The sequence below is a fragment of the Streptomyces sp. TAA204 genome (assembly GCF_000424965.1).
The window spans coordinates 163,715-189,866 of the sequence record NZ_AUKW01000014.1; the positions used below are offsets into that span (position 1 = coordinate 163,715).

The 26,152-nt window shown below is 70.4% G+C and carries 24 protein-coding genes and 1 riboswitch; of the genes, 12 read left to right on the forward strand and 12 right to left on the reverse strand.

The features are described from left to right. The first annotated feature begins 142 nt into the window (after positions 1–142). The 4 genes from H343_RS31580 (at position 143) to H343_RS0119385 (ending at position 6,070) form a co-directional block, all read left to right on the forward strand. Entirely contained in the window at positions 143–4,771 is a 4,629-nt protein-coding gene (locus H343_RS31580; protein WP_158679582.1) for an RHS repeat domain-containing protein, read from the forward strand. A gap of 4 nt (positions 4,772–4,775) precedes the next feature. Next, positions 4,776–5,411 carry a hypothetical protein gene (locus H343_RS35335; RefSeq protein WP_158679583.1) on the forward strand — a complete coding sequence of 212 codons (636 nt, stop codon included), beginning with the start codon at positions 4,776–4,778 and terminating at the stop codon, positions 5,409–5,411. A 160-nt stretch (positions 5,412–5,571) separates the two neighbouring features. Continuing rightward, positions 5,572–5,748: a hypothetical protein gene (locus H343_RS34345; protein WP_199778957.1), complete on the forward strand. Its 177-nt coding sequence runs from the start codon at positions 5,572–5,574 to the stop codon at positions 5,746–5,748. Continuing rightward, positions 5,741–6,070 (forward strand): hypothetical protein, encoded by a 330-nt coding sequence (locus tag H343_RS0119385; protein ID WP_028432506.1) that lies wholly within the window; start codon positions 5,741–5,743, stop codon positions 6,068–6,070. Before H343_RS34345 ends, H343_RS0119385 begins: the two co-directional genes overlap by 8 nt. A gap of 117 nt (positions 6,071–6,187) precedes the next feature. On the opposite strand, the gene H343_RS0119390 is transcribed toward H343_RS0119385, so the two are convergent. Next, the gene (locus H343_RS0119390) at positions 6,188–6,520 is read right to left on the reverse strand and encodes a hypothetical protein (protein WP_028432507.1); all 333 of its coding nucleotides are present in this window, start codon (positions 6,518–6,520) and stop codon (positions 6,188–6,190) included. A 179-nt stretch (positions 6,521–6,699) separates the two neighbouring features. Here H343_RS0119390 and H343_RS31585 point away from each other — a divergent pair, with 179 nt between their 5' ends. From H343_RS31585 to H343_RS0119405, 4 genes are all read left to right on the forward strand, one after another. After that, on the forward strand, positions 6,700–7,533 hold the full coding sequence (locus tag H343_RS31585; protein ID WP_078505904.1) for a Scr1 family TA system antitoxin-like transcriptional regulator: 834 nt from the start codon (positions 6,700–6,702) through the stop codon (positions 7,531–7,533). Then, positions 7,455–7,667 (forward strand): DUF397 domain-containing protein, encoded by a 213-nt coding sequence (locus H343_RS36035; protein ID WP_486586961.1) that lies wholly within the window; start codon positions 7,455–7,457, stop codon positions 7,665–7,667. The genes H343_RS31585 and H343_RS36035 overlap by 79 nt, the downstream gene beginning before the upstream one ends. A gap of 83 nt (positions 7,668–7,750) precedes the next feature. After that, complete coding sequence (locus H343_RS0119400; RefSeq protein ID WP_028432508.1) at positions 7,751–8,035, forward strand: type II toxin-antitoxin system prevent-host-death family antitoxin; 285 nt, start codon at positions 7,751–7,753, stop codon at positions 8,033–8,035. After that, on the forward strand, positions 8,032–8,286 hold the full coding sequence (locus H343_RS0119405) for a Txe/YoeB family addiction module toxin (protein ID WP_028432509.1): 255 nt from the start codon (positions 8,032–8,034) through the stop codon (positions 8,284–8,286). Before H343_RS0119400 ends, H343_RS0119405 begins: the two co-directional genes overlap by 4 nt. A 64-nt stretch (positions 8,287–8,350) precedes the next feature. Here the strand turns inward: H343_RS0119405 and H343_RS0119410 are convergent, their stop codons facing one another. After that, positions 8,351–9,175: an aldo/keto reductase gene (locus H343_RS0119410; RefSeq protein ID WP_028432510.1), complete on the reverse strand. Its 825-nt coding sequence runs from the start codon at positions 9,173–9,175 to the stop codon at positions 8,351–8,353. Positions 9,176–9,268: 93 nt separating this feature from the next. Next, on the reverse strand, positions 9,269–10,063 hold the full coding sequence (locus H343_RS0119415) for an SDR family oxidoreductase (RefSeq protein WP_028432511.1): 795 nt from the start codon (positions 10,061–10,063) through the stop codon (positions 9,269–9,271). 389 nt (positions 10,064–10,452) lie between these two features. On the opposite strand from H343_RS0119415, the gene H343_RS0119420 reads away from it, so the two are divergent. Continuing rightward, positions 10,453–10,914, forward strand: a complete 462-nt coding sequence (locus H343_RS0119420) for a MarR family transcriptional regulator (protein ID WP_028432512.1) — start codon at positions 10,453–10,455, stop codon at positions 10,912–10,914. Positions 10,915–11,013: 99 nt separating this feature from the next. Here H343_RS0119420 and H343_RS0119425 read toward each other — a convergent pair whose 3' ends face one another. Next, the gene (locus H343_RS0119425) at positions 11,014–12,516 is read right to left on the reverse strand and encodes an SLC13 family permease (RefSeq protein ID WP_078505906.1); all 1,503 of its coding nucleotides are present in this window, start codon (positions 12,514–12,516) and stop codon (positions 11,014–11,016) included. 17 nt (positions 12,517–12,533) lie between these two features. Beyond that, complete coding sequence (locus tag H343_RS0119430; RefSeq protein WP_158679584.1) at positions 12,534–13,721, reverse strand: CoA transferase; 1,188 nt, start codon at positions 13,719–13,721, stop codon at positions 12,534–12,536. A 143-nt stretch (positions 13,722–13,864) separates the two neighbouring features. Here H343_RS0119430 and H343_RS0119435 point away from each other — a divergent pair, with 143 nt between their 5' ends. Then, on the forward strand, positions 13,865–14,809 hold the full coding sequence (locus H343_RS0119435; protein WP_028432515.1) for a LysR substrate-binding domain-containing protein: 945 nt from the start codon (positions 13,865–13,867) through the stop codon (positions 14,807–14,809). A 44-nt stretch (positions 14,810–14,853) separates the two neighbouring features. On the opposite strand, the gene H343_RS0119440 is transcribed toward H343_RS0119435, so the two are convergent. Continuing rightward, on the reverse strand, positions 14,854–16,038 hold the full coding sequence (locus tag H343_RS0119440; RefSeq protein WP_028432516.1) for a 4-hydroxybenzoate 3-monooxygenase: 1,185 nt from the start codon (positions 16,036–16,038) through the stop codon (positions 14,854–14,856). Then, entirely contained in the window at positions 16,035–17,300 is a 1,266-nt protein-coding gene (locus H343_RS31590; RefSeq protein ID WP_078505910.1) for an MFS transporter, read from the reverse strand. The genes H343_RS0119440 and H343_RS31590 overlap by 4 nt, the downstream gene beginning before the upstream one ends. Before the next feature lie 118 nt (positions 17,301–17,418). On the opposite strand from H343_RS31590, the gene H343_RS0119450 reads away from it, so the two are divergent. Next, positions 17,419–18,195 (forward strand): IclR family transcriptional regulator, encoded by a 777-nt coding sequence (locus tag H343_RS0119450; RefSeq protein WP_486586962.1) that lies wholly within the window; start codon positions 17,419–17,421, stop codon positions 18,193–18,195. Positions 18,196–18,325: 130 nt separating this feature from the next. On the opposite strand, the gene H343_RS0119455 is transcribed toward H343_RS0119450, so the two are convergent. The 3 genes from H343_RS0119455 to H343_RS0119465 are packed head-to-tail and all read right to left on the reverse strand — an operon-like array spanning position 18,326 to position 21,290. Continuing rightward, complete coding sequence (locus H343_RS0119455; protein ID WP_028432518.1) at positions 18,326–19,132, reverse strand: ABC transporter ATP-binding protein; 807 nt, start codon at positions 19,130–19,132, stop codon at positions 18,326–18,328. Next, a complete protein-coding gene (locus tag H343_RS0119460) occupies positions 19,129–20,244 on the reverse strand; it encodes an iron ABC transporter permease (RefSeq protein ID WP_028432519.1) in 1,116 nt (371 codons plus the stop codon). The genes H343_RS0119455 and H343_RS0119460 overlap by 4 nt, the downstream gene beginning before the upstream one ends. Continuing rightward, positions 20,241–21,290, reverse strand: a complete 1,050-nt coding sequence (locus H343_RS0119465; RefSeq protein ID WP_028432520.1) for an ABC transporter substrate-binding protein — start codon at positions 21,288–21,290, stop codon at positions 20,241–20,243. The genes H343_RS0119460 and H343_RS0119465 overlap by 4 nt, the downstream gene beginning before the upstream one ends. Positions 21,291–21,320: 30 nt before the next feature. Continuing rightward, positions 21,321–21,486: riboswitch (cobalamin riboswitch) on the reverse strand. A gap of 310 nt (positions 21,487–21,796) precedes the next feature. Between H343_RS0119465 and H343_RS0119470 the strand changes: the two genes are divergently transcribed. Next, positions 21,797–24,688 carry a BTAD domain-containing putative transcriptional regulator gene (locus H343_RS0119470; protein ID WP_028432521.1) on the forward strand — a complete coding sequence of 964 codons (2,892 nt, stop codon included), beginning with the start codon at positions 21,797–21,799 and terminating at the stop codon, positions 24,686–24,688. Positions 24,689–25,033: 345 nt separating this feature from the next. Here the strand turns inward: H343_RS0119470 and H343_RS0119475 are convergent, their stop codons facing one another. After that, entirely contained in the window at positions 25,034–25,609 is a 576-nt protein-coding gene (locus H343_RS0119475; protein ID WP_037904342.1) for a M23 family metallopeptidase, read from the reverse strand. A 132-nt stretch (positions 25,610–25,741) separates the two neighbouring features. Then, a partial coding sequence (locus H343_RS0119480; RefSeq protein WP_028432523.1) for an ATP-binding protein occupies positions 25,742–26,152 on the reverse strand: 411 nt, incomplete at its 5' end.

The window sequence follows — 26,152 nt, forward strand, 5'->3', positions numbered from 1 at the left end:
AGCAGTACCTCAACGTCCATGGTCTGGCCTTTCCTCCCGTGTGCCGGTGACCGGGAACCCGGTGGAGGCGTCGACACGTCGCGTGCCATGGTTGTTTGAGCTTTTGGGGCTCAAGTCACGGGGGGACGGGGGGTGTTGGGTCGTGGGTTATACGATTCCTGAGGGTGTCGACACGATGCTGGACGTGGTCGGTGTGGGGTGGCCGAACGTCGATGAGGACGCCTACCGCGACATGGCGGACGCGTTGCGGGAGTTCGCCGAGGACGCGGACGAGGACGGCCATTCGGCGCATCAGCACATCCAGCGGCTGGTCTCCTCCGGTGAGAGTGAGGCGCTGACCGCGCTGAACGGGCACTGGTCGAAGGTGCGGGGCAAGCACAAGGACATGGCCAAGGCCGCGCGGATCATCGCCGGGGCGTTGGACAAAGTCGCCGATATCATCGTGGCGCGGAAGATCGCCGCGGTGGCGGAACTGGCCGAGCTGTGCGCGACGGTGGGTATCGCGCTGGCTGCGGCGCCGGTGACGGCGGGCCTGTCGACGCTGATCGCCGGCGGGAAGATCGTGGCGACCCGGATCGCGTTCAAACGCATCCTGAAGGAGATGGCCGAGGAGGCCGTCGCGGAGGTCGTCGCCAAACTGACCGAGCCGGCGGTGGCCTCGCTGGAGAACCTGGCCGCCGACCTGGCGATCGGGGTGGCTTCGGACGCCCTGGGCGTCGAAGGGGGCGCAGGCAACTCCGGTGCGGGCGACATGCAGTTGGCCTCCGCCGGTGGCGGCGCGAGCGTCGGCGCCGGCGGCAAGGGCAAGCTGCACATCGACCACGGGGAGCACGACAACGCGGGCACGAGACTCGCTGCCGTGAAGGTGTCGATGAACACTGGTGCGAGCGGCAAGCTGTCCAAGGCCAAGGGCCACCACGGCCGGGCCAAGGGCAAGGACAGCCTCACGGCCGTGCTGGACACCACCATCGAGGGGGTCACCGAGAAACTCACCAGGGGGCTGAAGGACCTCGGCGACCACGTCGGGGACACCCTCCCGCGGGGCATAAAGAAGATCTCCGACGACCACAAGACGAACGAGCAGAAGACGCGGGACAGGTTCAAGGGCGTCGACAAGCCGGGCGACGGCAAGGACCGCACTCCGGGCAAGGTGAACACCGAGAAGCGCAACTCGCCCGGTACGAGGCCGAATTCGACGCGTGACGCCAAGGCCGATCCGGGCGCCGTCTCCCGCTCCGAGCCCAACCGGGCCTGCAAGAGCGACCCCGTCGATGTGGCCACCGGCGAGATGATCCTGGCCCAGACGGACCTCGCGCTGCCGGGCGTCCTGCCGCTGGTGCTGCGTCGCACGCACGTGTCCAGCTACCGCTACGGGCAGTGGTTCGGGCCGAGTTGGGCCTCCACGCTGGACGAGCGGCTGGAGCTGGACGACCGCGGCGCGACCTGGGCCCGTGAGGACGGCTCCCTGCTGGTCTACCCCGGGCTGCCCCGCGAGGAGGGCGAGCAGGTCTGGCCCGTCGAGGGCGACCGGCTGCCGCTGACCTGGGCCGAACAGACCGTCCTGGGCGACGTCACCTACACCGTCACCGATCCGCACACCGGCCACACCCGCCGCTTCACCGGCAACCCCTACAAGGGCGGCCTGTACTGGCTGACGGGCATCGAGGACCGCAACGGCAACGGCATCGAGATCACCCGGGGCGACGACGGCCTGCCCGCCACGGTCGTCCACGACGGCGGCTACACCGTGCGGATCACCACCGACACCGAACTGGGCCGCGTCATCGGCGTATCGCTGCGCACCCCCGAGCGCCTGGTACGCGTCGTCTCCTTCGGCTATGACCTCTCGGGCAACCTGGACGCGGTCACCAACTCCAGCGACATTCCTCTGCGGTTCACCTACGACGACGCCGGCCGGGTCACCTCGTGGACCGACCGCAACAACTCCACGTACGGATACGTCTACGACACCGCCGGCCGCGTCGTAGAGACGGTCGGACCGGCGGGCTATCTCTCCTCCCGCTTCACCTACGACACCGACAACCGGATCACGCACTACACCGACTCGACCGGCGCCGTGACAGTCCTGCACTTGAACGAGCTGCGCCAGGTCATCGCCGAGACCGACCCCAACGGGCACACGGTCCGTCAGGAATGGGACCGCTACGACCGGCTGCTGTCCCGCACCGACCCGCTGGGCAACACTACGCGCCTGGAGTGGGACGAGGCCGGCAACCTCACCGCCGTCCACCTCCCGGACGGCAGCACCTCCACCGCCGCCTACAACTCCTTCAACCTGCCCGTGGAGTTGACCGGCCCCGACGGCACGGTGTGGCGGCAGTCCTGGGACGAGCGCGGCAACAACACCGCGATCACGGCTCCGGACGGCGCGGCGACTGTCCTCACGCACGACGCGGCGGGCGCGGTCAGCTCGGTCACCGACCCGTCAGGCTTCGCGCGCACCTTCGTCAACAACCAGGCTGGCCTGCCGACTTCGGCATCCGATCCCCTGGGGCGGACGGCAACGGCGCAGCGAGACGCGTTCGGCCGCCTGGCGCAGATGACCGACCCACTGGGCGCGGTCACGCGCATGGAGTGGACGACCGAGGGCAAGCCCGCTCGTCGGACCGCACCTGACGGGGCGGTCGAATCGTGGAGGTGGGACGGCGAGGGCAACTGCCTCACGCACACAGACCCCAACGGCGGGGTGACGGCCTTCGAATACACGCACTTCGACAAGATGGCCGCCCGCACCACGCCCGACGGCGTGCGCCACGAGTTCGGCTACGACACCGAACTCCGCCTCACCCGCGTTCTCAACCCGCAGGGCTTGACGTGGGATTACGCCTACGACCTAGCCGGGCGCCTGACCGTCGAGACGGACTTCGACGACCGCACAGTCAGCTACGAGCGGGACGCGGCGGGCCGGGTCGTCACGCGTACGACTCCGCTCGGCCAGCACATCCACCACACCTACGATGCCCTCGGGCGTCTGGTGGAGAAGGATGCTGCGGGGGTCCGCACCGCCTATTGCTACGACGCCGCGGGGCAGTTGATATCAGCGGCGTCCCCTACCTCTGCGCTCAGTTTCGAGCGGGACGTCGTGGGACGGCTGCTGTCGGAGACCGCTGACGGCCGTACCACGCGCTACACCTACGACGCGGCAGGCCGCCGCACCTCCCGCACCACGCCCACCGGGGCGGTGACGCAGCTCGCCTACGACGAGGTCGGCAACCGCACCCGACTGGACGTGCACAGCCACCACCTTGACTTCTCCCACGACGAACTCGGCCGCGAAGTCGAGCGCGCCTTCGGCTCGGGGACCCAGCCCGTCACCTTCACCACGAGCTGGGACGCGGTGGGACGCCCCACCGAACAGTCCCTCGCGACCCAGGCACGGACGCTGCGCTCCCGGGCCTACTCCTACCGCCCTGACAACCACCTCACGAGCGTCACCGACCAACTGACAGGCCGTACACGTGCGTTCGATCTGGACGCCGTCGGGCGTCCGGTGACCGTCACGGCGGAGAACTGGACCGAGCAGTACGCCTACGACGCCGCGGGGAACCAGACGAGCGCCGACTGGCCAGAACGAGCACGCCACACAGAGGCACGAGGCGAGCGCACCTATAACGGAACGCAGCTGGTCACTGCCGGCGCGGTGCGCTACGAACACGACGCCGCGGGCAGGCTCACGCTGCGGCAGAAACGCCGCCTGTCGAAGAAGCCCGACACCTGGCGCTACGAGTGGGACGCAGAGGACCGCCTCGTCTCCTGCACCACCCCTGACGGCACCGTCTGGACCTACACCTACGACCCGCTGGGCCGCCGCACCGCCAAGTACCGCTTGGCGAATGACGGTTCAGCAGCCGAAGCCATCCACTTCACCTGGGATGGCACACGCCTCGCCGAACAGTCCACGCCCGCCAACGGCGTCACACTGACCTGGGACTACGAGGGCCACCGCCCCCTCACCCAACTGGAGCGCCGCCTCGACCAGGTGGACCAGTCGGAGATCGACTCCCGCTTCTTCGCCATCGTCACCGACCTCGTCGGCACCCCCACCGAACTCGTCGACGAGACAGGCGAGATCGCCTGGCACACCCGCACCACACTGTGGGGCACCACCACCCACAACCGAGGCGCCACCGCCCACACCCCGATCCGCTTCCCGGGCCAGTACGCTGACCCGGAAACCGGCCTGAACTACAACTACTTCCGCCACTACGACCCCGACACCGCCCGCTATACAAGCCCCGACCCTCTGGGTCTGGCCCCGGCGCCGAACCCGGCAACGTACGTCTACAACCCGCACACGTGGACGGATGTCCTCGGGCTCTCTCCGTGCAGCCCTGGTACAGAGAACGATGCCCGCCTTGCCCTCGATCGCGCTGAAGAATTGCAATCACAGCGGAACGACTACTTCATGGCGGACAGGAAGGGAACGACTGCCGTGATCGGAGTCTTCAACTCGGAGACCGGGGAGTACGTCAATCGAGTCGGCATCAACGGGAGCGGAGACATGCCGTCGAACTGGTCACTGCGCCCCGGAGAAGAGTTCGTCCAGGCACCAGGCCACGCCGAGCAAGGAATTCTGGACTCGTTGGGCCCGAATGAGCATGCTGTATACGGTGGCGCCTCACGCAACTTCTGCAGAGACATATGTTTGCCCTTGATCGACACTCGTGGTGTTGAGCTGGGTGGAGTGGGCATACGAGGGCACATGCCCCAAAATTCTCCGTTCACAATGTTCTGGGCTCAGAGGGAATGATCGCATGGCTCGCAACGAAATTGTTTACAACGCACTCCGTGCCGCATCCCCCGAAGAACTCGTTGCCTTTTGCGCGAGTTGCGCCGACCGGGCAAGCGGAATTTTCGAACTAATCCACGACCGCTCCGAACAGGAGCGATTCGATGAAGCGCTGAGCCTGGGCTGGCGCGCGGTGGCCGGTGAGGATGTCGAGGATGCAGCCACCGAGGTCGTCGACGTGATGGTTGCCGAACTGGACGAGGACGAGGAAGATGACCCACATAACCAGGGTTTCTACTCATCTCAAGTTGCAATGCTGGCCGTCAACACCCTTTCCGTCTACTTGAACCCCGCCCCTCAGCAGGCTGAAATGTCGGGACAGACACTGGAAACACTTCTTTCGGATTTTGACCTCACTTTGAACGGTGGTGGGTCCGTAGTCACGAGATACGGCGATACCCCTCGACCAGCAGGTGAACTGCAGCGTCTGGAACAGGAGGCCCAGACCTCTTTTACAGACGCCTTGATCAATGGCACGGGTGACAGGCTCACACCAACAGCGATCGAGGAACTCAGAGCGTCCTGCTTCAGGTTTCGAGCTGGGATCGCGGATCGCCTCCGAGCGGTGGCTGAAATCAAGAATTGGGAGGTTCCTACTTAACGAGGTCGAACTGGTGGAGTCGTAGGGGCTGGCGGGTCGTCGCTTCCTGCGGTAAGACCACGGCCTGCGGTATCCACAGGTAGGCGGGCTAGTCGCTGAAGGCGACACAGGACCCCGGGGCGAACATCTACGTCGCGTCCCGTCCGAATACCTCGCCCAGTTGAAGGCGGAGAGCGATTTCGCCGATGTGCAGGCGGACGAAATGACTCCGCAGCAGTATCAGGAACTGGCAGCCCGCTACAACCGCGGTCCGTACTGGGAGAGCGACGCCGCCCAGCGGCACGGAGACGGCTTCAACCGCAACATCGACAAGGCCAGGCAGGCTCTTCGTGACTGACTCCGACGTGCAGCCTCGTACCCGCAGGGCGGCCGCAGAGGCGGTACGTGCCCTGTGCGGGCTCGTCCTGCTGGCGCTGCACGTCGTGGGGGGCTACTTCGTGCTCGTCGCCTTGCTGACCACGTCGGAAGGTCCGTGGGACACAACGGTCACGCAAATGGCCAGGATGTGGGCCTTCTTCGGCGTCGTGACGGAGGCGCTCGCCGCAGCTGTCACTGCGGCGTTCGTCGCGCTCGCCCGCTTGCGGAAGTGGTGGTACGCGATTCCCGCTCTGCTCATCCTGACGGCAGTCGTGCGGATGGTGTTTGCCCCCGAGGCGTGAGGAACCGGGGCCCATCCGTGGGCGTCAGGGGTGGCTGCGCCGTCTCGGGCTCCTGCACCTCCTCGCCTCGTCCCGGGTGCCGCGGTGAGCGGGACCTTCGCGCTCTCTGACGACCTGTCACCCGCTGGCTCCCCTCACGATGACGGCGGCCAGGGCGAAGGCGACAGGGGCGGAGCAGACGCCGAGGTGGACGAGGGCGTAGCGGGAGGCTGCTCCGGCGCCGGTGTCGTCGTCCCCGCAGTCGCCATCGACGGTGTCCTGCCACGGGGTGCGTACGTCCATGGCGGGAAGTTGGATGCCCGCGCGGGTGAGCGCGTGGGCGAGTGCGTCACGCGCGTCGATCGCCTCCTGGATCTTGACTGGGGCGGACCGCTTGGCCGAGCCGGTTCCCGTGGGGCCGGCTGCGGTGTCGAGCGTGTGGTCCAGGGGCGTGCGTCGCTGCGTAGTCATGGAGTGCTCCCTGTGTCATGGATTATGAGGGTTCGCTGCCCCGATCGCGCGTCGTGAACTACGGTGCGTGATGAGGGCCTTACGAGCATGCGGCCGACTTCCGGACCGCCGCACCGTTCGCGGGTGGTGCTTCCCCGGGGGTCCGCGCAAGCTCCACACCTTCCACGGAGGGAGCCGTCATGCCGACGAGACGAGCGGTCACGGGGCGCAGCCGTGAGCCACGTGCGCGGTTAGCGGAGGAGCTGCGGTTACTGCGCACGAAGCGCGGGGCCAGCCTGCGGCAGACCGGTGAACGGCTGGGCTGGGACTGGTCGTTGTTCGGCAAGATGGAGAACGGCGAGACGCTGGGCGGCCCCGAGGTCGTACAGGCCCTCGACCAGCACTACGGCACGCCGGGCCTGTTGCTGGCGCTCTGGGAGCTGGCGGTGAGCGACCAGACGCAGTTCCGCGAGCGCTACCGCCGCTACATGGCGCTGGAGGCGGAGGCGACGAGCCTGTGGCACTTCGCGGTGAGCGTGCTGCCTGGTTTGCTTCAGACGCCGGGGTACGTGCGTGAGGTGCTGGCCGCCGGCGGACTCAAGGGCGAGGAACTGGCGCAGCAGGTCGAGGCGCGCATGGGGCGACGGGAGTTGCTGCACGGTGACGACGCGCCTCCGTTCCGCACGATCCTCTCGGGGGCTGTGCTGCGGACGCCGCTGCGGGACGCGGGGGAGTGGCGGGCGCAGTTGGAGCACTTGGGGGAGGCGGCGGAGCGGGCGGGGGTTGTGGTGCAGGTGCTGCCGTTCAGCGCTGGACCGTACGGGCGGGACAGCACTGGTGTGTGGTTCCTTCGCCTGGCGGGCGGACGTACCGTCGTCTATGCGGAGAACGCCTATCGGGGTGAACTCATCGAGGAAGCGTCGAGGTCTCCGACGACTTCACTGCCGTCGTCCCGGTGCGCGACAGCAAGAACCCGCGCGGACCGGTCCTTGCCTTCGCGGCGGACTACTGGTCGTCGTTCGTCGCAGCCGTGAAGGACCGCGAACTGGCCCTCCGGCCCACAGGCGGCAGACTGCAGCGGGATGCTGCCCCGGCGACCGGCAGGCGGTACGCGGGGGCTGCCCGGCGTCGTCCCCAGCGCTGCGGCACGGCCGTGGACGCCTGCTAGTCGCGGCAGGCGAGGCTGGTTCTGGAACGACACTCCACTCCAAGTGGTACGTTATCCAGTACCACTACAGGAGAGGCTGTTTCATGTCCATCACTGCCTCCGAAGCTCGTAAGAACCTGTTTCCGCTGATCAAGCAGGTCAATGAGGACCACGACTCGATCGAGATCGTCTCGAAGCACGGCAACGCTGTCCTGGTCTCGGCGGATGATTACGCCGCCCTGCGTGAAGGTGCGTATCTGCTGCGCTCCCCGGCGAACGCGCGCCGCCTGCTCAATGCCTATGAGAACGCGCTCAGCGGCGCGGGTCTGACTGAGCGCGAGCTCATCGACCCGGACACCGCCGAGGACGCCGGGGGCAACGCCGCGTGAGGCTGGTCTTCGAGGATGAAGGCTGGGAGGACTACACGTCCTGGCTCAAGGTCGACCGCAAGATGCTGGCTCGCATCAACAAGCTCATCGAAGCGATACGCCGAGACCCCTTCCAGGGCATTGGCAAGCCTGAGCCGCTCAATTGCCACTTGCCCGGGGCCTGGTCCCGGCGCATCGATGACGAACACCGTCTTGTCTATCTGGTCACGGACAACGAGATCATCGTCATCGCGGCTCGCTACCACTACTGACAGACGCCCCGGCAGTCATGAACGTTCGTCGATCGCTCTCGCACGCGGCCGTCCGTTCACGGCGTCAGTTGAGGGTGTCGGGGTCGGGGCCGGTGCGTGTGCCGTCGTTCAGCGGGGCGATGGCGGCGATCTCGTCGTCGGAGAGGGCGAAGTCGAAGACGTCGAGGTTCTGGCGGATGCGTTCCGGCGTCACCGACTTGGGGATGACGATGTTGCCGAGCTGGAGGTGCCAGCGCAGGACGACCTGTGCGGAGGTCTTGCCGTGCGCCTCGGCGATGGCCGTGACCGCGGGCTCGTCCAGTACGCCGCCCTGTGCCAGCGGGCTCCACGCTTCCGTGGCGATGCCGTGCTCGGCGTGGAAGGCGCGCAGCCGCTCCTGCTGGAGGCGGGGGTGGAGTTCGACCTGGTTGAGGGCGGGGGCGACGTCCGTGTTCTCCATCAGTCTCGTCAGGTGATCGGGCTGGAAGTTGGAGACGCCGATGGCGCGGGCCCGTCCGTCGGCGTGGATCTTCTCCAGCGCCCGCCAGGTTTCCACGTACCGGTCGCGGGCCGGCAGCGGCCAGTGGATGAGGTAGAGGTCCACGTGGTCCAGGCCCAGCTTCTCCAGCGACGCGTCGAAGGCGCGGAGTGCCGCGTCGTGGCCCTGGTCGTCGTTCCACAGCTTGGTGGTGACGAACAGCTCCTCGCGGGGGATGCCGGAGGCGGCGAGGGCGCGTCCGACGCCCTGTTCGTTGCCGTAGACGGCGGCGGTGTCGATGCTGCGGTAGCCGGCTTCGAGTGCCGTTGCCACGGCGGCGGTCGTCTCCTCGTCGGGGATCTGGAATACGCCGAACCCCAGTTGCGGGATGCGGACGCCGTTGCCGAGTGCGACCTCGGGGACGGTGCTCATCGTGCGGTTTCCCTTTCTGCCGGGAGGATCTGCCGGGTGGGCCTGTCGGGAGAAGGCTGTCGGGAGGGGCCGCCCCGGTGGGCGGCCGGATGGTCACGGTATGAGGGTCGGTGCGACGCCGCCGTCGACGCGCAGGGCGGCCCCGGTGGTGGCCGAGGCCTGTTCGGACGCCGCGTAGAGGACGAGGGCGGCGACCTCCTCGGGACGGATCAGCCTGCCCAGCAGCGAGGTGGGGCGCTCCTGTTCGATGAAGGCGCGCTCGGCCTCCTCGAAGGAGGTGCCCGGTCCCACGCGGTCGTTGATGAACTCCTCGACGCCGGGGGTCAGGGTGGGCCCCGGCAGTACGGAGTTCACGGTGACGCCCGTGCCGGCGACCTCCTGGGCCATGCCGCGGGAGAGGGCGAGCTGGGCGGTCTTGGTCATGCCGTAGTGGACCATCTCGGTCGGCGTCATGACGGCGGACTCGCTGCTGATGAAGAGGACCCGGCCCCATCCGCGCCCGGTCATGCGCGGGGTGTGGTGGCGTGCGAGGCGGACGCCGCTGAGGACGTTGACGTCGAAGAAGCGCTGCCATTCGGCGTCCGGTATCTCGAAGACGGGGGCGGCGGAGAAGACGCCGGTGTTGTTGACCAGGACGTCGCAGTCGGGCACGGCGTCGATGAGCTGCTGGGTGCCCTCAGCGGTGGAGACGTCCGCCGCCACGGGGCGCACCGTCTTCGAGCCCGTCTCCTCGGCGACGGCGCGGGCCGCCGCGGCGGTGCGTTCCTCGTCGCGTCCGTTGACCACGACGCCGGCGCCCGCGCGGGCCATCGCCACGGCGACGGCCTTGCCGATGCCGGCGGTGGAGCCGGTGATGACGGCTGTACGGCCGGAGAGGTCGATCTGCATGGGGATTCCTTCCTGTGCGGCGCCCCGCTGTGGGCAGGTGAAAAGCCGCCCGTGGCGGTGTCGGGGAACGAACCGGAGCGCCGACCGGCACGTTACTTGCGCACGCAGCTAGTTGCAAACGCGCTATAAAGCTCTACGCCGATAATGGTCTCGTGGTGTGTACTCGCCCCGGTCCCCGTCCCGGACCCGGGCGGCGGGGACGCGGGCGGCGGGGAGCGGGACGGGTGCCGCAGCGGCGGCCGGTCAGGCGGCGCCAACGGCCTGAGCGGCATGTCAGGGCGGCATGTATGCACGCTGCTCCAGCGCCGGGAGGGCACCGGCCGCGGTCGGTACAACTAGCCTGGGCAGCCTGGGCCGGGGCGGCTCCCGCCCGGGGGAGGGAAGAAGAGATGACCGCGTCGGACCCGGCGATGACAGCCCTCGCGCAGAGCTGGTGCGCACTGTCCCTGCTGCACGGCCGGATCGAGGCGCACATCGAGCGTGCCCTTCAAGCCGGTCACCGTCTGAGCGTCCGTGAGTTCTCACTCCTCGACGTCCTCAGCCGCCAGCACACCGGACCCGGCGGGCATCTGCAGATGAAGCAGGTCGCGGGCGCCGTCGTCCTCAGCCACAGCGCCACAACCCGCCTGGTGACACGGCTCGAGGACCGGGGGCTGCTCTCCCGCTACCTGTGCCCGACCGACAGGCGCGGCATCTACACCGACGTCACCGAGGCCGGCCTCGCCCTCCTCGCCGAGGCGAGACCCACCAACGACACGGCCGTCCGGGAGGCGCTCGACGAGGCCGCCGAGGACCCGGAGGTGGCCCCGCTCGTCCGCGCCGTCGAAGCACTCAAGGTGCCTGCGGTCTGAGGTGACGCCCTTCGTGGCGGCCGGCGGGTCTGCCGCGCGGTGCCGGACGGGCGGCACACCGCCGCCTGCCGGCTTCGCCCTGGACGGACGGGGCCGCGCTCACCACCAGCCGAAGGCGAGCCAGGCGAGGAAGGGCGCGACGACGACCGAGATGATGCCGTAGGTGAGGAGCTGGCGGAACAGGCGGGGCCGGACCTCGGGTTCGGCGGCGCCGAGGATCAGTCCGCCGGTGATGCCGAGCGGGTTGATGTCGACCAGCACCGAGGCCAGAGCGAGGGCGAGCACGCCGCCGACCGGGGAGACGCCGTCGGCGACCAGCGGGGGCAGCAGCGGCATGGCCGTGACGAACACCGCGATGGAACTGGCGGCGAACGAGGTGACGCCGGCGATGTAGCAGAGCACCAGCAGGCTGAGGAGCGGCGATCCGTCCACCCGCAGCAGGTCGCTGAGCTGCTTGAACGCTCCCAGCTCCTCCATCAGACCCACGTACGTCAGCAGGCCGCCGATCAGCAGGACCACGCCCCAGGGGATCTTGGAGACGATCGCGCCGGGTTCCAGCCGGAGGGACAGCTGGAGGACCAGTGCCGCGGTCAGGCCGAGGTAGCCCACGTTCATGTCGAAGCCGACGGAGAGGAAGACGACGGCGAACAGGCAGCTCACCGTGAGGATGCGGGCTCCGCGTCCTCCCGGTGCGGCAGCGGTGGCGGGCGCGGACGGAGGAGCGGGCGCGGAGACAGCGGCGGAGACGGCTGTCGCCGGTCCGGTGCCGCCGGCCGCGCCGGGTGTCCGGGCCGTCTGGGCCGTCTGGGCCGGCCCGGACGGTGTGCCGTCCTGGCCGCTGCCGTCCTGACTGCTGCTGTCCTGCCCGGCGCCGTCCAGGCCCGTGCCGCCCGGCGTCCTGCCGCCCGACGTCGTACTGCCCGGCGTCCTGCCGCCCGGTCCGGTCCCGTACGTGCCCGCTGCGCCGGCCAGGGCCGCCGTGCGGCCCTTCGGCACCGCACCCGTTCGTGAACCGATGAACAGGCAGCCCGCGCAGACGACCAGCCCTGTCAGCAGCCCGCCGAGCAGGAAGGTCACCGGCGCCGAGCCGGGGAGGCCGATGTCGGCCTTGGTGCTCAGCTCCCGGGCGGTGACACCGTAGACGGCGAGCGGCGAGAGCAGTCCGCTGATGATTCCGGTGACTCCGAGGACGGCCGCCACCAGTGGCGAGATCCCGTGCCGCGCGGCGAGGCCCAGGGCGATCGGGGCGACGATCGCGGTCGCGGCAGCGGGCAGGGTGCCGACGGCCGTCAGTACCGCGCCGATGGCGAAGGGGACCAGCGGTACCAGCAGCAGCCGCCCGCCCACCAGCCGCAGCATCAGGTCGAGCAGCCAGTCGAGCGTCCCGTTGAGGTGGGCGGCGGCGAACAGCGCCGTCACACCGACGATGAGCACGAAGAAGTCGGCGGGGAAGAACTTCGTCACGCCCTCCGCCGGCACACCGGCGGCCAGGCCCAGGACGAACGCCGCGGACAGTGCGGCGGGGCCGAGGTCGAAGCGGGGTATCAGGGTCGCCGCGAAGAGGGCGACCAGGACGATGATGGAGAAGACTGCCAAAGTCATGATCAAGCTCTCTTCCGTCAGACCGTTCCTCGTCGGCGCAGTTCGTCGATCTCCGGTTCCGCCAGTCCGGCCAGGTCCCGCAGCACTTCGGTGGTGTGCTCGCCGAGAACCGGCGCGGCCCGGCCGACCGTGCTGTCGAAACCGGAGAAGCGGCCGGCCGGGGCCTGCATGAGACGGCGGCGCCCACGTCCGTCGTCCGGTACTTCCACCACCGACCCGCGGGCGCGGATGTGCGGGTCGGCACAGATGTCGGCCGCCGAGTTCACCGGACCGGCGGCGACACCGGCCTCGACCAGCAGGGACATCAGCGGTTCCAGGTCGCGGGCCGCGACGAAGGCCGCGACGCGCGCCTCGATCTCCTCGCGGTGTTCCAGCCGTGCGGTCATGGAGTCGTGGACGGCGAGGTCGGGGGCGTCCATGACCTCCACCAGCCGCCGCCACATCTGCTCGGTCGAGGCGGGCAGGGCCAGCCAGCGGCCGTCGCGGGTCAGGTAGAGGCTGTTGGGACTGATGTGCGGGTTCTGGTTGCCCTGGCGCGCACGGGGCTCCCCGGTCGCGCTGTACTCGACGACGAAGTCCTCCATCATCCGCAGCAGGGGCTCGTAGAGGGGGATGTCGGCGAGCTGCGCCTCCCCGGTCGCATCCCGCCGGCGCAGTGCGAGCAGGGCCGCGAACGCGGCGTAGATCCCGGTGACGCCGTCGGCGACGGGGTAGCCGGAGAAGACCGGCGGCTGGTCCGGGTCGCCGGTGCGGTGGGTCAGCCCGGCGAACGCCTCGGCCACGCGGGCGAATCCGGGGCGGTCGGCGTAGGGGCCGGTCCGGCCGAACGCGCTCACGTGCACCATCACCAGATCCGGCCGGTACGCACGGAGGTCGTCGAAGTCGATGCGGAAACGGCGCAGCGTCGCCGGGCGGAAGTTGGTCACCACGATGTCCGCGGACGTGGCCAGCCGGCCGAACAGTTCGGCTGCTTCGGGGTGGTGCAGGTCGATCGTGACGCTGCGCTTGGTACGGCCGAGCATCGTCCACGCGGCCGACTCCCCGTCCTCCAGCGGCGGGTAGAGACGCGCGGGGTCGCCCCCGGAGGGGTGCTCGATCTTGATCACCTCGGCGCCGAACTCGCCGAGCAGCGAGGACGCCAGAGGGCCTGCCAGGATCGTCGAGACGTCCAGGACACGCACGCCGCTCAGCGGACCATCGGACACAGGTATTCCTTTCACACCGGGAGCCTCGGATCGCGCGGATCGCGCCTGCAAAGAGGCTGACGTCACCATGCCCTGCGGCTGGAGTGCCGGGAAGCCCATGAAACGAGTTCACGGGTGAAAGGTTCTGTCTTTATAGTGGGCCGATGCGGGTGGAGAGAGCGCGGTACTTCCTGGCCGCCGTGGAGACCGGTTCCCTGCGTTCGGCAGCCGCCCGGTGCGGAGTCAGCCAGCCCACCATCGGTCAGCAGATCGCCCTGCTCGAAGAGGAACTCGACCTCGTCCTGCTCACCCGCAGCCGGCACGGCGTTCGGCCGACACCTGCCGGACAGTCCCTGATCGAGCCGCTCGGCGCTCTGGTCGAGGCGGAGGAGACGGTGCGTGAATCGGCCATGGAATCCAGCGGCGCGTATCGCGGCCGGGTCCAGATCGGGGGCGTCTCGGTGACCGCGGAGACGATCATCGCGCCGGTCGTGGGGCATCTTCGCGAGCACCATCCCCGGCTGCGCTTCACCGTCCGGGAGGGAGCCTCGGCCGACATCGAGGCCGCCGTGGGCAGCGGTGAGCTGGACCTCGGGGTGGTCACCATGCCGCTGGGTCCGCCCGCGTCGGGACTGCGGCGGGTTCCGCTCGTCTCCGCTCCCGTCGGCGTCCACGTCCGTACCGACCATCCGCTGGCAGGGCGCGACCACCTCCACTGGCACGATCTGGAGACCTGGCCGCTGGTCACCATGCGGACGGGCACCGTGATGTGGGAGATGCTGCACCGGCACGTGGCGGAGCCCGACGTCGTCGTCCAGGCCGCCTCCGCGCGGACGGTCAAGGTGATGGTCGGCCAGGGGGCGGGGCTGGGCATCCTCGCCCGCGTCGACACCTCGGCCGACATCCCCGACGTGGTCTGGCTCCCCCTGCGTGACGCCCGTCCCGTCCGCCTCTGCCTGACCCAGCGTCAGGACAGCCAGCCCTCGCGTTCCGCCCTCATCGTCCGCCGGCTGGTGCGGGCCAGGGCGGACGAGCTGACGGACGGGAAGGGCCCCGGCCGCGTCCTGTCACCGTGCACCTGCGGCGGGGCCGACGGCGCCGGCTCATGAGCCGGCCCGGCCGGCGGCGCCCCGTACACGTCCGGGCCCAGGGCTCAGTAGCCGATGGGAAGTCCGGCGTAGTTCTCGGCCAATCCGGCCGCGGCACTCCTGGAGCGCACCACCCACTCCAGTTGCGAGCGTTGCAGCTGCGCGTCGAAAGGGTCACCGGTGATGTGCAGCATGCTGGTCATCCACCACGAGAAGTGCGTGCCCCTCCATACCCGCCGCAGCGCCGTGTCGGTGTACTCGTCCGCCGGGCGGGGGTCGCCTTCGCGCAGCAGGGCCACCAGCGCCCGGGAGAGCAGAGCCACGTCGGCCACGGCGAGGTTCAGGCCCTTGGCGCCGGTCGGCGGGACGATGTGCGCGGCGTCCCCGGCGAGGAAGAGCCGGCCGTACCGCATCGGCGTCGAGACGAAGCTGCGCATGGGCAGGACCGACTTCTCCGTGATCGGCCCCGGCTGGAGCCGCCAGCCGTCCTGTCCGTGGCCGAGTCTGCGGGCCAGCGCGTCCCAGATCCGCTCGTGTGACCACTCGGCGGCGTCCTCGTCCGGGGCGACCTGCAGATAGAGACGGCTGACCGAGTGCGAGCGCATCGAATGCATCGCGAAACCCTCGGGATGCCAGGCGTAGATGAGCTCGTCGGTGGAGGGGGCGACGTCGGCCAGGACGCCGAGCCACGCGTAGGGGTACTCCCGTCCCCATGAGCTGCGCGCGTCCTCGGGGATGCTCCGGCGTGCGGGGCCGTGGAAGCCGTCGCAGCCGGCGATCACGTCGCAGTGGACGCGGTGGGGAGTGCCCTCCGCGTCGTGGAACGTCACCGAGGGGCTGTCACCCCCGATGTCGTGCAGGGCGACGTCGCCGACCTCGTAGTGGGTCTGCTGCCCTGCGGCGGAGCGCGCCTCCATCAGGTCACGGGTGATCTCGGTCTGCCCGTAGACCCACACCGAACGGTCCACGAGCGAGCGGAAGTCGATGTGGTGCCGCTCGTGCGGGAACTGGAGATGGATGCCGCGGTGCTCCATGCCCTCGCGCTTGAGCCGCTCACCGACGCCCGCCTCGCTGAGCAGCTCCACCGTCGAGTGCTCCAGCATGCCGGCGCGGATGCGGCCGCGGACGTACTCGGGGCTGCGGTTCTCCAGCAGGACCGACTCGACGCCGGCACGGTCCATCAGGTGCGAAAGCAGCAGCCCGGCCGGCCCGGCCCCGACGATCACCACCTGCGTGCGCGTCGTCCTCATGAGCCGCTCCTGGTCAGGTACGCGGGCACGGCGAGCAGTGACAGTACGGCCAGGACGGCCGCGACGGAGAAGGCGTAGAAACCCCACGGGTAGGCGATCCCCGCGCTGACCAGCAGGCCACCGAGGAACGGCCCGACGATCGCACCGAGGCGTCCCACCCCCGCGGCCAGGCCGAGGGCGGTGCCCCGCACCTCGGCGGCGAAGAGGTGCCCGACGAACGCGTACACCAGCACCTGGGCGCTGAAGACGAACACACCGGCGAGGAAGACCGCCGCGTACACCACCGCCGTTGACTCCATCTTCACCGACAGCAGCGCCAGGAAGACCGCCGAGACCGCGAACCACAGCAGCACGGTGCGCTTGTTGCCGTGGGCGTCCGAAACCCGCCCGGCGAGCAGCAGACCGGCTATCGCGCCGAGGTTGAGTGCGAGCAGCAGCCCCAGCGAGGCGCCGACCGAGTAGCCCGCGGCGCCCATGATCTGCGGCAGCCAGGTGTTGAGGCCGTACACCAGGAGCAGGCCCATGAACGAGGCGACCCAGATGCCGATGCTCACGCGCAGCAGCCGTCCGCGCATGAGGGCGGAGGGCCGTACCGGTGGCTCGGCGGGGGAGGCGGCCTTGCCGCGCGCCTCGGTGAACGCCTCCGACTCCGGCAGCTTGGCCCACATCAGCGGCAGCGTCAGCAGTCCGGCCGCGCCGCCGAAGACGAACATCGCCTCCCAGCCGAGGCGGGGGATGAGCACGATCGCCAGCAGGGCCGTGAGCACGGCGCCCACGTGGTAGCCGGTCATCATCCGCGTGACGGCCGAGCCGCGGCGGCCCGGCGGTGCGTACTCGGTCATGTACGCCAGCGCGGTGGGCAGACAGGCGCCCAGGCCCAGGCCGCTGAGGAAGCGCAGCGCCACGAACGTGGCGATGTTCGGGGCCCACGCGATCGCGAGAGTCAGCACGGAGAAGACTCCGATGCAGACCAGCAGGCTCGCCCGCCGGCCGAAACGGTCGGTGAGCGGACCGATCGCCACCGCGCCGATGCCGACGCCGACCAGGCCGAGCGTGGCCGCGGTCGTCAGCGAGGCGGAGTCGAAGCCGAGCGCCTCCGTCTCGGTGAGGGTGGGGATCACGGCTCCGAGTACGACGAGGTCGAACCCGTCGAGCGCGACCGCGAGCCAGCAGAGCAGGACCGGCCAGAAACCGCCCTCGGCGGCGCGTGGGGCTCCCGTGCCGGCAGCGGCGGGGGAGGGCTGCGGGGACGTTGACGACATGGTGTTTCTCCTTGTCGGGGTGACCGACATCATGGTGCGTGGCACACTCCAGGCACAGCATCGTCTTTCACTGAGCGGAAGCCGTATGGCCGGAAACAGCAGTCAGCCCGGTCGGACCGTGGCGTCACGCATGCTGGCGATCCTCGACGCCTTCGACTCCGGGCACCCGCGGCTGACCCTCACCGAGCTCGCCCGGCGCGCGGAGCTGAGCCTGGCGACCACCCACAGGCTGGTCGGCGAGCTGACCCGCTGGCGCGGTCTGGAGCGCGAGGAGGACGGCACGTACAGAGTGGGGCTGCGTCTGCTGGAGCTGGGACTGCTGAGCGGTCTGCACACGCGGCTGCGCGACACCGCCATGCCGTTCATGCAGGAGCTGTACGAGGCCACACGGGAGAACGTCCATCTCGCCGTACGCGACGGCGGGATGGCGCTGTACGTGGAGAAACTCACCGGCCACCGGTCGGTACCGATCATCTCCCGCAGCGGCGGACGGCTGCCGCTGCACACGACCGGCGTCGGCAAGGCACTGCTCGCCTGGGCGACGTCCGCCGACATCGACGAGCAGCTGGCCCGGGAGCTGGACCGCCCGACGAGGTACTCGATCCGCGAGCCGGGCAGGCTGCGGCGCGAGCTGCGGCGCACGCGGCGGCGCGGGTTCGCCACGACGCGTGAGGAGATGACGCTGGGCAGCTGTTCGGTCGCCGGCCCCGTGCTGGTGGAGGGTGAACCGGTCGCGGCCGTCGGCGTGGTCGTCCGTTCCGGGGCGCTGGAGCTGGACCGGCTGGCTCCCCCTGTACTGGATGCCGCACGGGGTATCGGTGCCCGGCTCGCCGAGGTCGGCGACGACCCCTACCCCGGCTACGTGCACGACCTGGGCCTGCGGCAACGACGCTGAGAGTCCGTCCTGCGTGTCCCGTGTGTCGCGGGCATCCCGTGCGTCCGTGCCGTCCCGGCCGTCCGTCGCGGACGAGCTGCCCGCCGTGCTGCCCGGCCGGCCCGGGCCCGCACCGGCCGGGCCGCTGCGGTCAGGACCCGCCGCGTCCGGTGTGAGCCTCCTCGCCGGGCAGGAAGGTCACCTGCGGCGCCCCGGTGCGCGGATGGACCGTCACCTCGCCCGCCACGCCGTACACGTCCTCCAGCAGCCCGGGGGTGAGCACCTCGGCGGGCGGCCCGTACGCGGTGACCTCGCCCTCCCGCAGGACGTAGAGACGGTCGCAGTAGTAGGCGGCCAGATTGAGGTCGTGCAGCGCCATCAGGACGGTCGCGGGCAGCCGCCGCAGAATGCCGAGCACCTCAAGCTGGTGCCGTATGTCGAGGTGGTTCGTCGGTTCGTCGAGCACCAGCAGGCTCGGCTCCTGGGCCAGGGCACGGGCGATGAGCACGCGCTGGCGTTCGCCGCCGGAGAGGTGCTCGAAAGGCCGGCCGGCCAGTTCGGCCGTGTCCACCGACGCCAGGGCCGCCTCGATGAGACCGGCGTCCCTCGCGGTGTCGCCGTCGAGCAGACGCTTGTGCGGCGTGCGGCCCATGGCGACGACCTCACGCACCGTCAGGTCGAAGTCCGCGCCGGACTCCTGCACCACCGCGGAGAGCGTCCGGGCCAGTTGGCGTGGGGACAGCGACCAGGCGTCCGACCCGTCGACACGCACCGAGCCGGTCTCGGGACGCAGCACGCGGTAGACGGCGCGCAGAAGGCTGGACTTGCCGCTGCCGTTGGGGCCGACGAGGCCGATCACCTCACCGGGACGGGCTTCCAGCGACACGTCCCGCACCAGATGGCGGGCGCCCGCGGTCAGCGTGACGTGCTCGACGTCGAGTCCGGTCGCGCTCTTCATCCCACCCCCCGGCCGGTGTCACGCCGGGCGTTGCGGCGCATCAGCCACAGGAAGAACGGCCCGCCGCACAGCGCCGTGAGCACACCGACGGGGATCTCCGCCGGGGCGGCGACCGTACGGGCGGCGATGTCGGCCCACACGAGGAAGACCGCTCCGCCCAGCGCGGCTGTCGGCAGCACCGCGCGGTGGTCGCCGCCCACGAACAGCCGCACGATGTGCGGCAGCATGAGACCGACGAAACCGACCGGCCCGGCCGCCGCGACCAGAACCCCCGTGACGAGGGAGAGCAGGACGAACATCCGGGCCCGGAACCGCGCCACGTCCAGCCCCATCGTGGCGGCGGCCTCCTCGCCCGCCAGCAGCAGGTTCAGCGACCGGGCGTGCACCAGCAGGACGGCGATGCCCAGCAGCAGCGCGCCGCCGGGCAGCCACAGCGTCGACCACTGAACGCCGCCGAGGCCGCCGAGCGTCCATGCCAGGACGGCACGCGCCTCGTTGCCGCGGTCGGTGGTCAGCAGCAGCAGGTTCATCACGGCGCTCAGCACCGCCGCCACCGCCACACCGGACAGCACCAGCCGCACCGGGGTGATACGGCCGCCGGTCCGCGCGGTGGTGTAGACGAGCAACAGCGTGAGCAGGGCCCCGGCGAAAGCGGCGGCCGACAGCGATGCCGGCCCGAACAGGCTCACACCGAAGACGATCACGGCGACGGCGCCGAGGGACGCCCCCGAGGACACCCCCAGCAGATACGGGTCCGCGAGCGGATTGCGCACCAGAGCCTGCATGGCGGTCCCCACCACGGCGAGCCCCGCCCCCGTCACCGCCCCCAGCAGCACCCGCGGCCCCCGCACATCCAGGACGATCGTCTCGCGCGCCCGCGACCAGACAGGGTCCGGCCACCCGGCGCCCAGGCGGTGGGTGACGATCCCCCACACCTCGCCGGGCGGCACATGCACCGAGCCCACGGCCAGGCCCACCGTCACCGAGATCACGAGCAGGACCGCGAGCACCGCCAGGGCGAGGGCGAAGGACCGCGCCCGTAGGCGTTCGCGGGGAGCCGTGGTCGGAGTGGACGGGCGCGAGGCGGGTGTCACCGCGGCCGGGGCCGTCACCGGAACCGCTCGGGGTGCAGTCCGCGGGCCAGGTCCTCCACGGCGTACGGGGGACGCACGCCCACCAGTGTCGCGGTCAGCGGCAGCACCACGAACCGCTCGTTCTTCACCGCGGGAACGTCCGCGAGGGCGGGCCGCGACAGCAGGAACTTCTTCTTCCGCTCCACGCTTCCGGCCCCCGCGTAGTCGTAGATCGCGATGACCTCGGGCTTGCGGGCGACGACCTGTTCCCAGGACACGTCACCGAAGACGTCGTCGAGGCCGGCGAAGACGTTCCGGCCGCCGGCACGCCGGATGATCTCGGTCCCCAGGCTCTTGCCGCCGGCGGTGAACGCCGCCTTCTCTCCGCTGTCGTAGACGAACACGGGCACGCGGGAGGTGCCCTCGACCGCACGGCCCGTCCGCTCGATGCGGCCCCGCAGGTCGGCGACCAGCTTCTCGGCACGTTCCGGCACACCGAAGATCGCACCGATGGTGCGGATCTCCTCGTAGGTGTCCTCCATCGACACCTTCTTTTTCCCGCAGTACTCGCGGTTGAGGTAGGTGTCGATGCCCGCGTCGGCGAACGCGTCGCGCGAACGGCCCTCCTTCTGGGCGAACGCGCTGCCGTAGCCGCCGTAGACGAAGTCCGGTTCGGCGTTCAGGACGGTCTCGAAGGAGGGCTCCTTCTTCGCGATCTCGGGGACCTTCCGGTATTCCTTCCTGAGTTCGGGCAGCACGGCCGAGTCGGGGAAGGCGGTGCCCACCATGCGCTCCCCCAGGCCGAGGGAGAGCATCAGCTCGGCCGGATGCTGGTGAATGGTGACCACGCGGGACGGCGGCTTGTCGTACGTCGTGCGGGTCCCGCAGTTGTCGACGGTGACGGGGAAGCCCTCTGCCGCCGGTCCGCCGGAATTCCGGTCCCCGTGGGCCGGACCGGAGGAAGCGCCGCCGCAGGCGGTCAGCAGCGTCGCCGACAGGGCGAGGGCCGACGCCGCGGTGCGCAGGGCACGGCGGCGCGGACGGGAAGGGGGAAAGAAGACAGGACGGGGCGTGCCGTCGTACACGTGAAGCCTCCTGGGGAGTCCGCGCTCCTCGGAACGGATCCGCGACGGGCCAGTGTCCTGACTCCCGGATCGACGTTCCCCCGGCCTTCCCACGCGGCGCGCAGTGGCCCTCACAAGGGGGGTGCTCCCCGGTCACAGTGGCGGGACCGTGCCGGATTCGCACCGGCTTCCTGTCTCCCGTCGCGGCGGTGATCAGCCGATCCTACGTTCTCCCGGCAGGCGGCCGACAGGGCGCACTGCCCCGGCGCCCGCGGACTTCCGGCGGTGACCCCGGCGCGCGGCCCGAAACGCGTTGTGGCCGGAGGCCGGGACATGCCGCGTTCCCCGGACGGACATTGCACGCCGACCGGTTGAGTGTGCCGCCGGCGGTCCGGTCGCCGGCGGTCCGGTCGCCGGCGGCGGCGCGGGTGGACGCAACGGTGGGCGACCTCTCCCGAAACCCTGTTCGGCGTGCTTCGCGCACCGGTACGCTGCGCCGCAACTGCGGATCATCGCGGAGGCGTTGAATGGGGGAGCAGCCGACGTTCGGGGTGCTGGGATCGCTCCAGGTGAGTGCGGACGGTGTCCCGGTCCGGTTGGGCGGGCCCAAGCCGAGAGCGGTGCTCGCCACGCTGCTGTTGCAGCCGGGCGGGTTCGTCTCGCTCGACCTGCTCACGGAAGTCCTGTGGCCCGGCGGCGCGCCCCGGTCCGCCGTCGCCAACGTCCGTACCTACGTGCGCACGCTGCGGCAGACGCTGTCGGCCGCGGGCGTCGCCACCGACGGGCTGAGGACGGAGCCTTCGGGCTACGCCCTCGACGTCGGCCCCGGTGACGTCGACATGCTGCTCTTCGAAGAGCGACTGGACCGGGCCCGCGCGGAGCGCGACCGGGGCGACGACGCCGCCGCGCTGCGCGGATACGAGTCGGCGCTGGGACTCTGGCGCGGCGGCGTGCTGCAGGACGTGCCCTCCAGCGTGGTGTGGGACCCGGCGATCACCAGGATCGAGGGGCTGCGGTCCGTCGCGGTGGACGAGTGCCTGGAGGTCCGGCTGCGCCTGGGGGACTACGCGTCGCTGGTGGCCGATCTGAGGTCCCGGCTGGCCGAGGATCCGCTGCGGGAGGACCTGTGGCGGATGGTCGTGCACGCGCTGCACGACTCGGGCCGCACCACCGAGGCCCGCTCCGCGTACGCCGAGGCGGAGAGGATCATCGCCGCCGAGCTGGGCATCGAACCGAGCGAGCCCCTGCGCGCTGTGGGGGAGGAGGTCAACGGCTACGCAGGCCGGCGCCGTACCGCGGCGCCCGCCTCGGTGTGCCAACTGCCCATGGACGTACCGGACTTCACCGGCCGCGCCGAGGAGATCGCCGTTCTGGAGCGGCTGTTGTCGGCGGCCGGCAGACAGCCGGTCGTCGCGGTCGTCTCGGGGCCCCCGGGGTGCGGGAAGTCCACGATGGCGGTTCATGTGGCGCACCGTGTGCGCGATGCCTTCCCCGACGGTCAGCTCTTCGTCGACCTGGGCGGGACGAGCGACCAGCCGCGTGATCCCGCCGACGTCCTGGCCGAGATGCTCCGCGGCCTCGGGGTCATCGACAGCACCATCCCCGGTGAACTGGGCGAGCGGGCCGCGTTGTTGCGCTCCCGTCTGGCGCAGCGCCGGTTCCTCATCGTTCTCGACGACGCCGCCGGCGGCGCTCAGGTGCGTCCCCTGCTGCCGGGCACGGGCGGATCGGCGGTGCTCGTCAGCTCACGCCGCCGGATGCCCGGGCTGCCGGCGTACCACTCGCCCCTGGGCGTGATGGAACGCGAGGACGCACGGGCGCTCTTCGGCGCCATCGTCGGAACGGAGCGGCTGCGCCCGGAGGAGGCGGACGTGGACCGGGTGCTCGCCGGTTGCGGCTCGCTGCCGCTGGCCGTGCGGATCGCGGGTGCCCGGCTGGCGAACCGTCCCGGCTGGACCGTCGGCACGCTGGCCGATTTCCTGCACGACGAGCGCGGACGGCTGGACCAGCTCCGCACCGGCGAGATGGAGGTACGGGCCGGCGCGGAACTGAGCTACCGGCATCTGCCCGAACCGGCGGCGAGGGTCTTCCGCGCCTTCGGACAGCTCGGCGACGACGCGGTCGCGGGATGGACCGTCGAGGTGGCCATGGGCCAAGCCGAGGAGGCCGCGGGGGCGCTGGAGACACTGCTCGACGAGCATCTGGTCGAGGTGGTGGGAACGGACGGCCTCGGGCTCCAGCGCTACCGCATGCACGACCTGCTGCGCTGCTACGCCCGGGAGCTGGCCGGGATCGACGGCACCGAAGTGCGCGTGCGGCGGCAGTTGAGGGTCATCGACGCCCTCACCGCGATCGCCCGTTCCGCGAACTCGGCCATGCCCACACGTTTTCTCGGCGTGCTGGGCGAACCGGCACCGTTGACCGGGCCGGCGTCCGCACTCACGGGCACCGTGAGTGCCCGTCCGGTGGAATGGTTCGAGAGCGAACGCCGGCTCCTCGTCGCCGCCGTCGACTCCGCGGTACGGCTCGGTGAGGTCTCCCGGGCCGCCGATCTCGCGATCGAGCTGGCGAGCTTCTTCGACATGCGCGGCTACTACGGCGACTGGCTCAGGACGCATCAGCTCGTGCTCGACGCGATGCCCGACCCTTCCGACGTACGGGCGGCGGCCCTGCTGCGCAACCTCGGCCAGCTCCACCTCTACCAGGACCGGTACGCAGACGCGCTCGAGGCGTTCGACCACTCGCGCGCGCTCTTCGCCGCGCTGGGGCATCTGCCGGGCGAGGCCGTCGCGGCATCCGGAGCCGGGTCCGTCCACCGGGTCGTGGGTGAACTGGACGCCGCGCTCGGGGCGTTCGTCGACGCGCTGCACGCCTTCGGAAAGGCCGGCGACCGGCACGGCGAGGCCGTCGCCCACAACGCCATCGCCTCGGTGTGGCTGGAGCGCAAGCACCCGCAGGCCGCATCCGGGTGGCTCGACGGCGCGCTGGAACTCTCCCGCACCGTCGGCGACCGGCACCGTGAGGCGCAGGTGCGCCGCAGAATCGCCGAACTGCACGAGCTGCGCGGCGAACCGCACATGGCACAGGCCGAACTGGAGCGGGCGCTCGGCATCTTCGACGACCTGGCCGACACGCACTGCGCGGCCTATGTGCAGCAGAGCATCGGCGAACTGTGCCTGCGCCAGGGCAACGAGAGAGAGGCGTCGGCGCTGCTGACCGGCGCGCTCGCCGTGCAGCAGCAGCTGGGTGACCGCCGTGCCGAGGCGCGAGTGGCGTGCCTGCTGGGCGAGTTGCACCACGCGACCGGCCGGAAACAGACCGCGCGGCGCTACTTCCACCGTTCCCTGTCGACGTGGCGCCGGCTGGAAGCCCGTGACCAGGCCGAGTTCGTGGACGCGAAGCTGCGGGCGCTGCGCTGAGGCCGCACGGGGCGCCGCCCGCCGCTCCCCGTGCTGCGGGCAGGCGGGCCCGATGTGCCCGCTCCTCACCGTGCCGGTGCACGCCCGCCCCGTGAACGCCCGCGCGCACCGTGAACGCCCATGCGTCTGAGGCCCGTTGAGGCTCCGGCCGGTGTGCTCAGCACACCGGCCGAGGTGGCCACCGCGACTCCTGTACCTTCCGCCGTCGAGCCGTCCCTCCGCGCGCGGCCCGGCGGCAGATGCTTCGGTGTCGCGGTGGCGGCGTCCGCGGTCGTGGCGGCCGTCACCGACAGGGCTCGGGTGCCTGTCAGCACCCTTCAGCACCCGGTCCCCAGCTGGTGCTGCTCAGCACCTGTTCTTGCTGGTCTGGTAGCGCTTGAGGTAGTCGTTCCACCTGACGCCCTGGATGACCGAGACCACGGTCTGCCCGTTGTGCATCTGCTCGTAGTGCAGGTGCGGCGACATGTCGTAGATCGCGGACGACTTGCCGACCTGGCCGATCTTCTGGCCCACCTTGACCTTGTCGCCCTTCTGGACGGCACGGGTCTTGAGATGGGCGTAACGCGTCCGCCAGCCGTCTCCGTGGCCGATCACGATCGTGTTGCCGTAGCCGTCGCCCGTGGAGTAGTACGAGGCGAGGACCTTGCCCCCGGCGCTGGCGAACACGCGGCGGCCGAGGTCGTCCGGGCTACCGGCGGAGTTGTAGTGGTTCCAGTCGATCGAATGCCCGGGGCTGTGGCCCTTCCAGTTGCTGCCGAGCCATTTCTGGCCGCACAGGAAGGGCATCTTGAAGGCGGGCCGTGCGGTCAGCTTCGCCTCGGGCGAGCCGCCCTGGGTGGCGGCGACGGTCGTCGGGACCAGGACCACGGTGGCCGCGGCCGCGCTCGCGGCGATCAGTGTCCGGCGAAGACGTCTTTGCATGATTCTCCTCGGGTCGTCGGATGACCGGGCGATTCAAGGAGGCGGGCATACAAAGCGGATACATTCCAGCCGTGCGGAGCGCGCGCGGCGGTAGCACAGAGCCCTGTCCGGGCAAGGCACCGTCCGTGCGGCTCAACGGCCGGTCGGCCCCCGGCCGTTCGGCGTGCTGTCTTCCGCACCGGGCAGTGCCTGTTCGGTCCAGATGACCTTGCCTTCGGCGGTGTAGCGGGTGCCCCAGCGTTCCGCGAACTGTGCGACGAGGAAGAGGCCGCGTCCGCCCTCGTCGGTGGTGGCGGCGTAGCGCAGGTGGGGTGAGGTGCTGCTGGTGTCGGAGACCTCGCAGATCAGGGCGCGGTCGCGCAGCAGGCGTACGCGGATGGGGCCGGTGCCGTAGCGGATGGCGTTGGTGATCAGTTCGCTGAGGATCAGTTCGGTGACGAAGCCGACGTCCTCCAGTCCCCATTCCTCCAGCTTCCGTGTGACGTCGGCCCGTACGCCCGCCACGGCCGCGGGGTCGGAGGCCACGTCCCACTCGGCGACCTG

What these genes read in the sequence shown, in the direction of transcription:
- H343_RS0119435 (WP_028432515.1), top strand. Translation starts at nt 13,865, where the DNA reads ATGCGGGTGGAGAGAGCGCGGTACTTCCTGGCCGCCGTGGAGACCGGT.
- H343_RS0119470 (WP_028432521.1), top strand. Translation starts at nt 21,797, where the DNA reads ATGGGGGAGCAGCCGACGTTCGGGGTGCTGGGATCGCTCCAGGTGAGT.
- H343_RS0119455 (WP_028432518.1), bottom strand. Translation starts at nt 19,132, where the DNA reads ATGAAGAGCGCGACCGGACTCGACGTCGAGCACGTCACGCTGACCGCG.
- H343_RS0119440 (WP_028432516.1), bottom strand. Translation starts at nt 16,038, where the DNA reads ATGAGGACGACGCGCACGCAGGTGGTGATCGTCGGGGCCGGGCCGGCC.
- H343_RS31585 (WP_078505904.1), top strand. Translation starts at nt 6,700, where the DNA reads ATGCCGACGAGACGAGCGGTCACGGGGCGCAGCCGTGAGCCACGTGCG.
- H343_RS35335 (WP_158679583.1), top strand. Translation starts at nt 4,776, where the DNA reads ATGGCTCGCAACGAAATTGTTTACAACGCACTCCGTGCCGCATCCCCC.
- H343_RS0119400 (WP_028432508.1), top strand. Translation starts at nt 7,751, where the DNA reads ATGTCCATCACTGCCTCCGAAGCTCGTAAGAACCTGTTTCCGCTGATC.
- H343_RS31590 (WP_078505910.1), bottom strand. Translation starts at nt 17,300, where the DNA reads ATGTCGTCAACGTCCCCGCAGCCCTCCCCCGCCGCTGCCGGCACGGGA.
- H343_RS0119415 (WP_028432511.1), bottom strand. Translation starts at nt 10,063, where the DNA reads ATGCAGATCGACCTCTCCGGCCGTACAGCCGTCATCACCGGCTCCACC.
- H343_RS0119475 (WP_037904342.1), bottom strand. Translation starts at nt 25,609, where the DNA reads ATGCAAAGACGTCTTCGCCGGACACTGATCGCCGCGAGCGCGGCCGCG.
- H343_RS0119425 (WP_078505906.1), bottom strand. Translation starts at nt 12,516, where the DNA reads ATGACTTTGGCAGTCTTCTCCATCATCGTCCTGGTCGCCCTCTTCGCG.
- H343_RS0119390 (WP_028432507.1), bottom strand. Translation starts at nt 6,520, where the DNA reads ATGACTACGCAGCGACGCACGCCCCTGGACCACACGCTCGACACCGCA.
- H343_RS0119410 (WP_028432510.1), bottom strand. Translation starts at nt 9,175, where the DNA reads ATGAGCACCGTCCCCGAGGTCGCACTCGGCAACGGCGTCCGCATCCCG.
- H343_RS0119420 (WP_028432512.1), top strand. Translation starts at nt 10,453, where the DNA reads ATGACCGCGTCGGACCCGGCGATGACAGCCCTCGCGCAGAGCTGGTGC.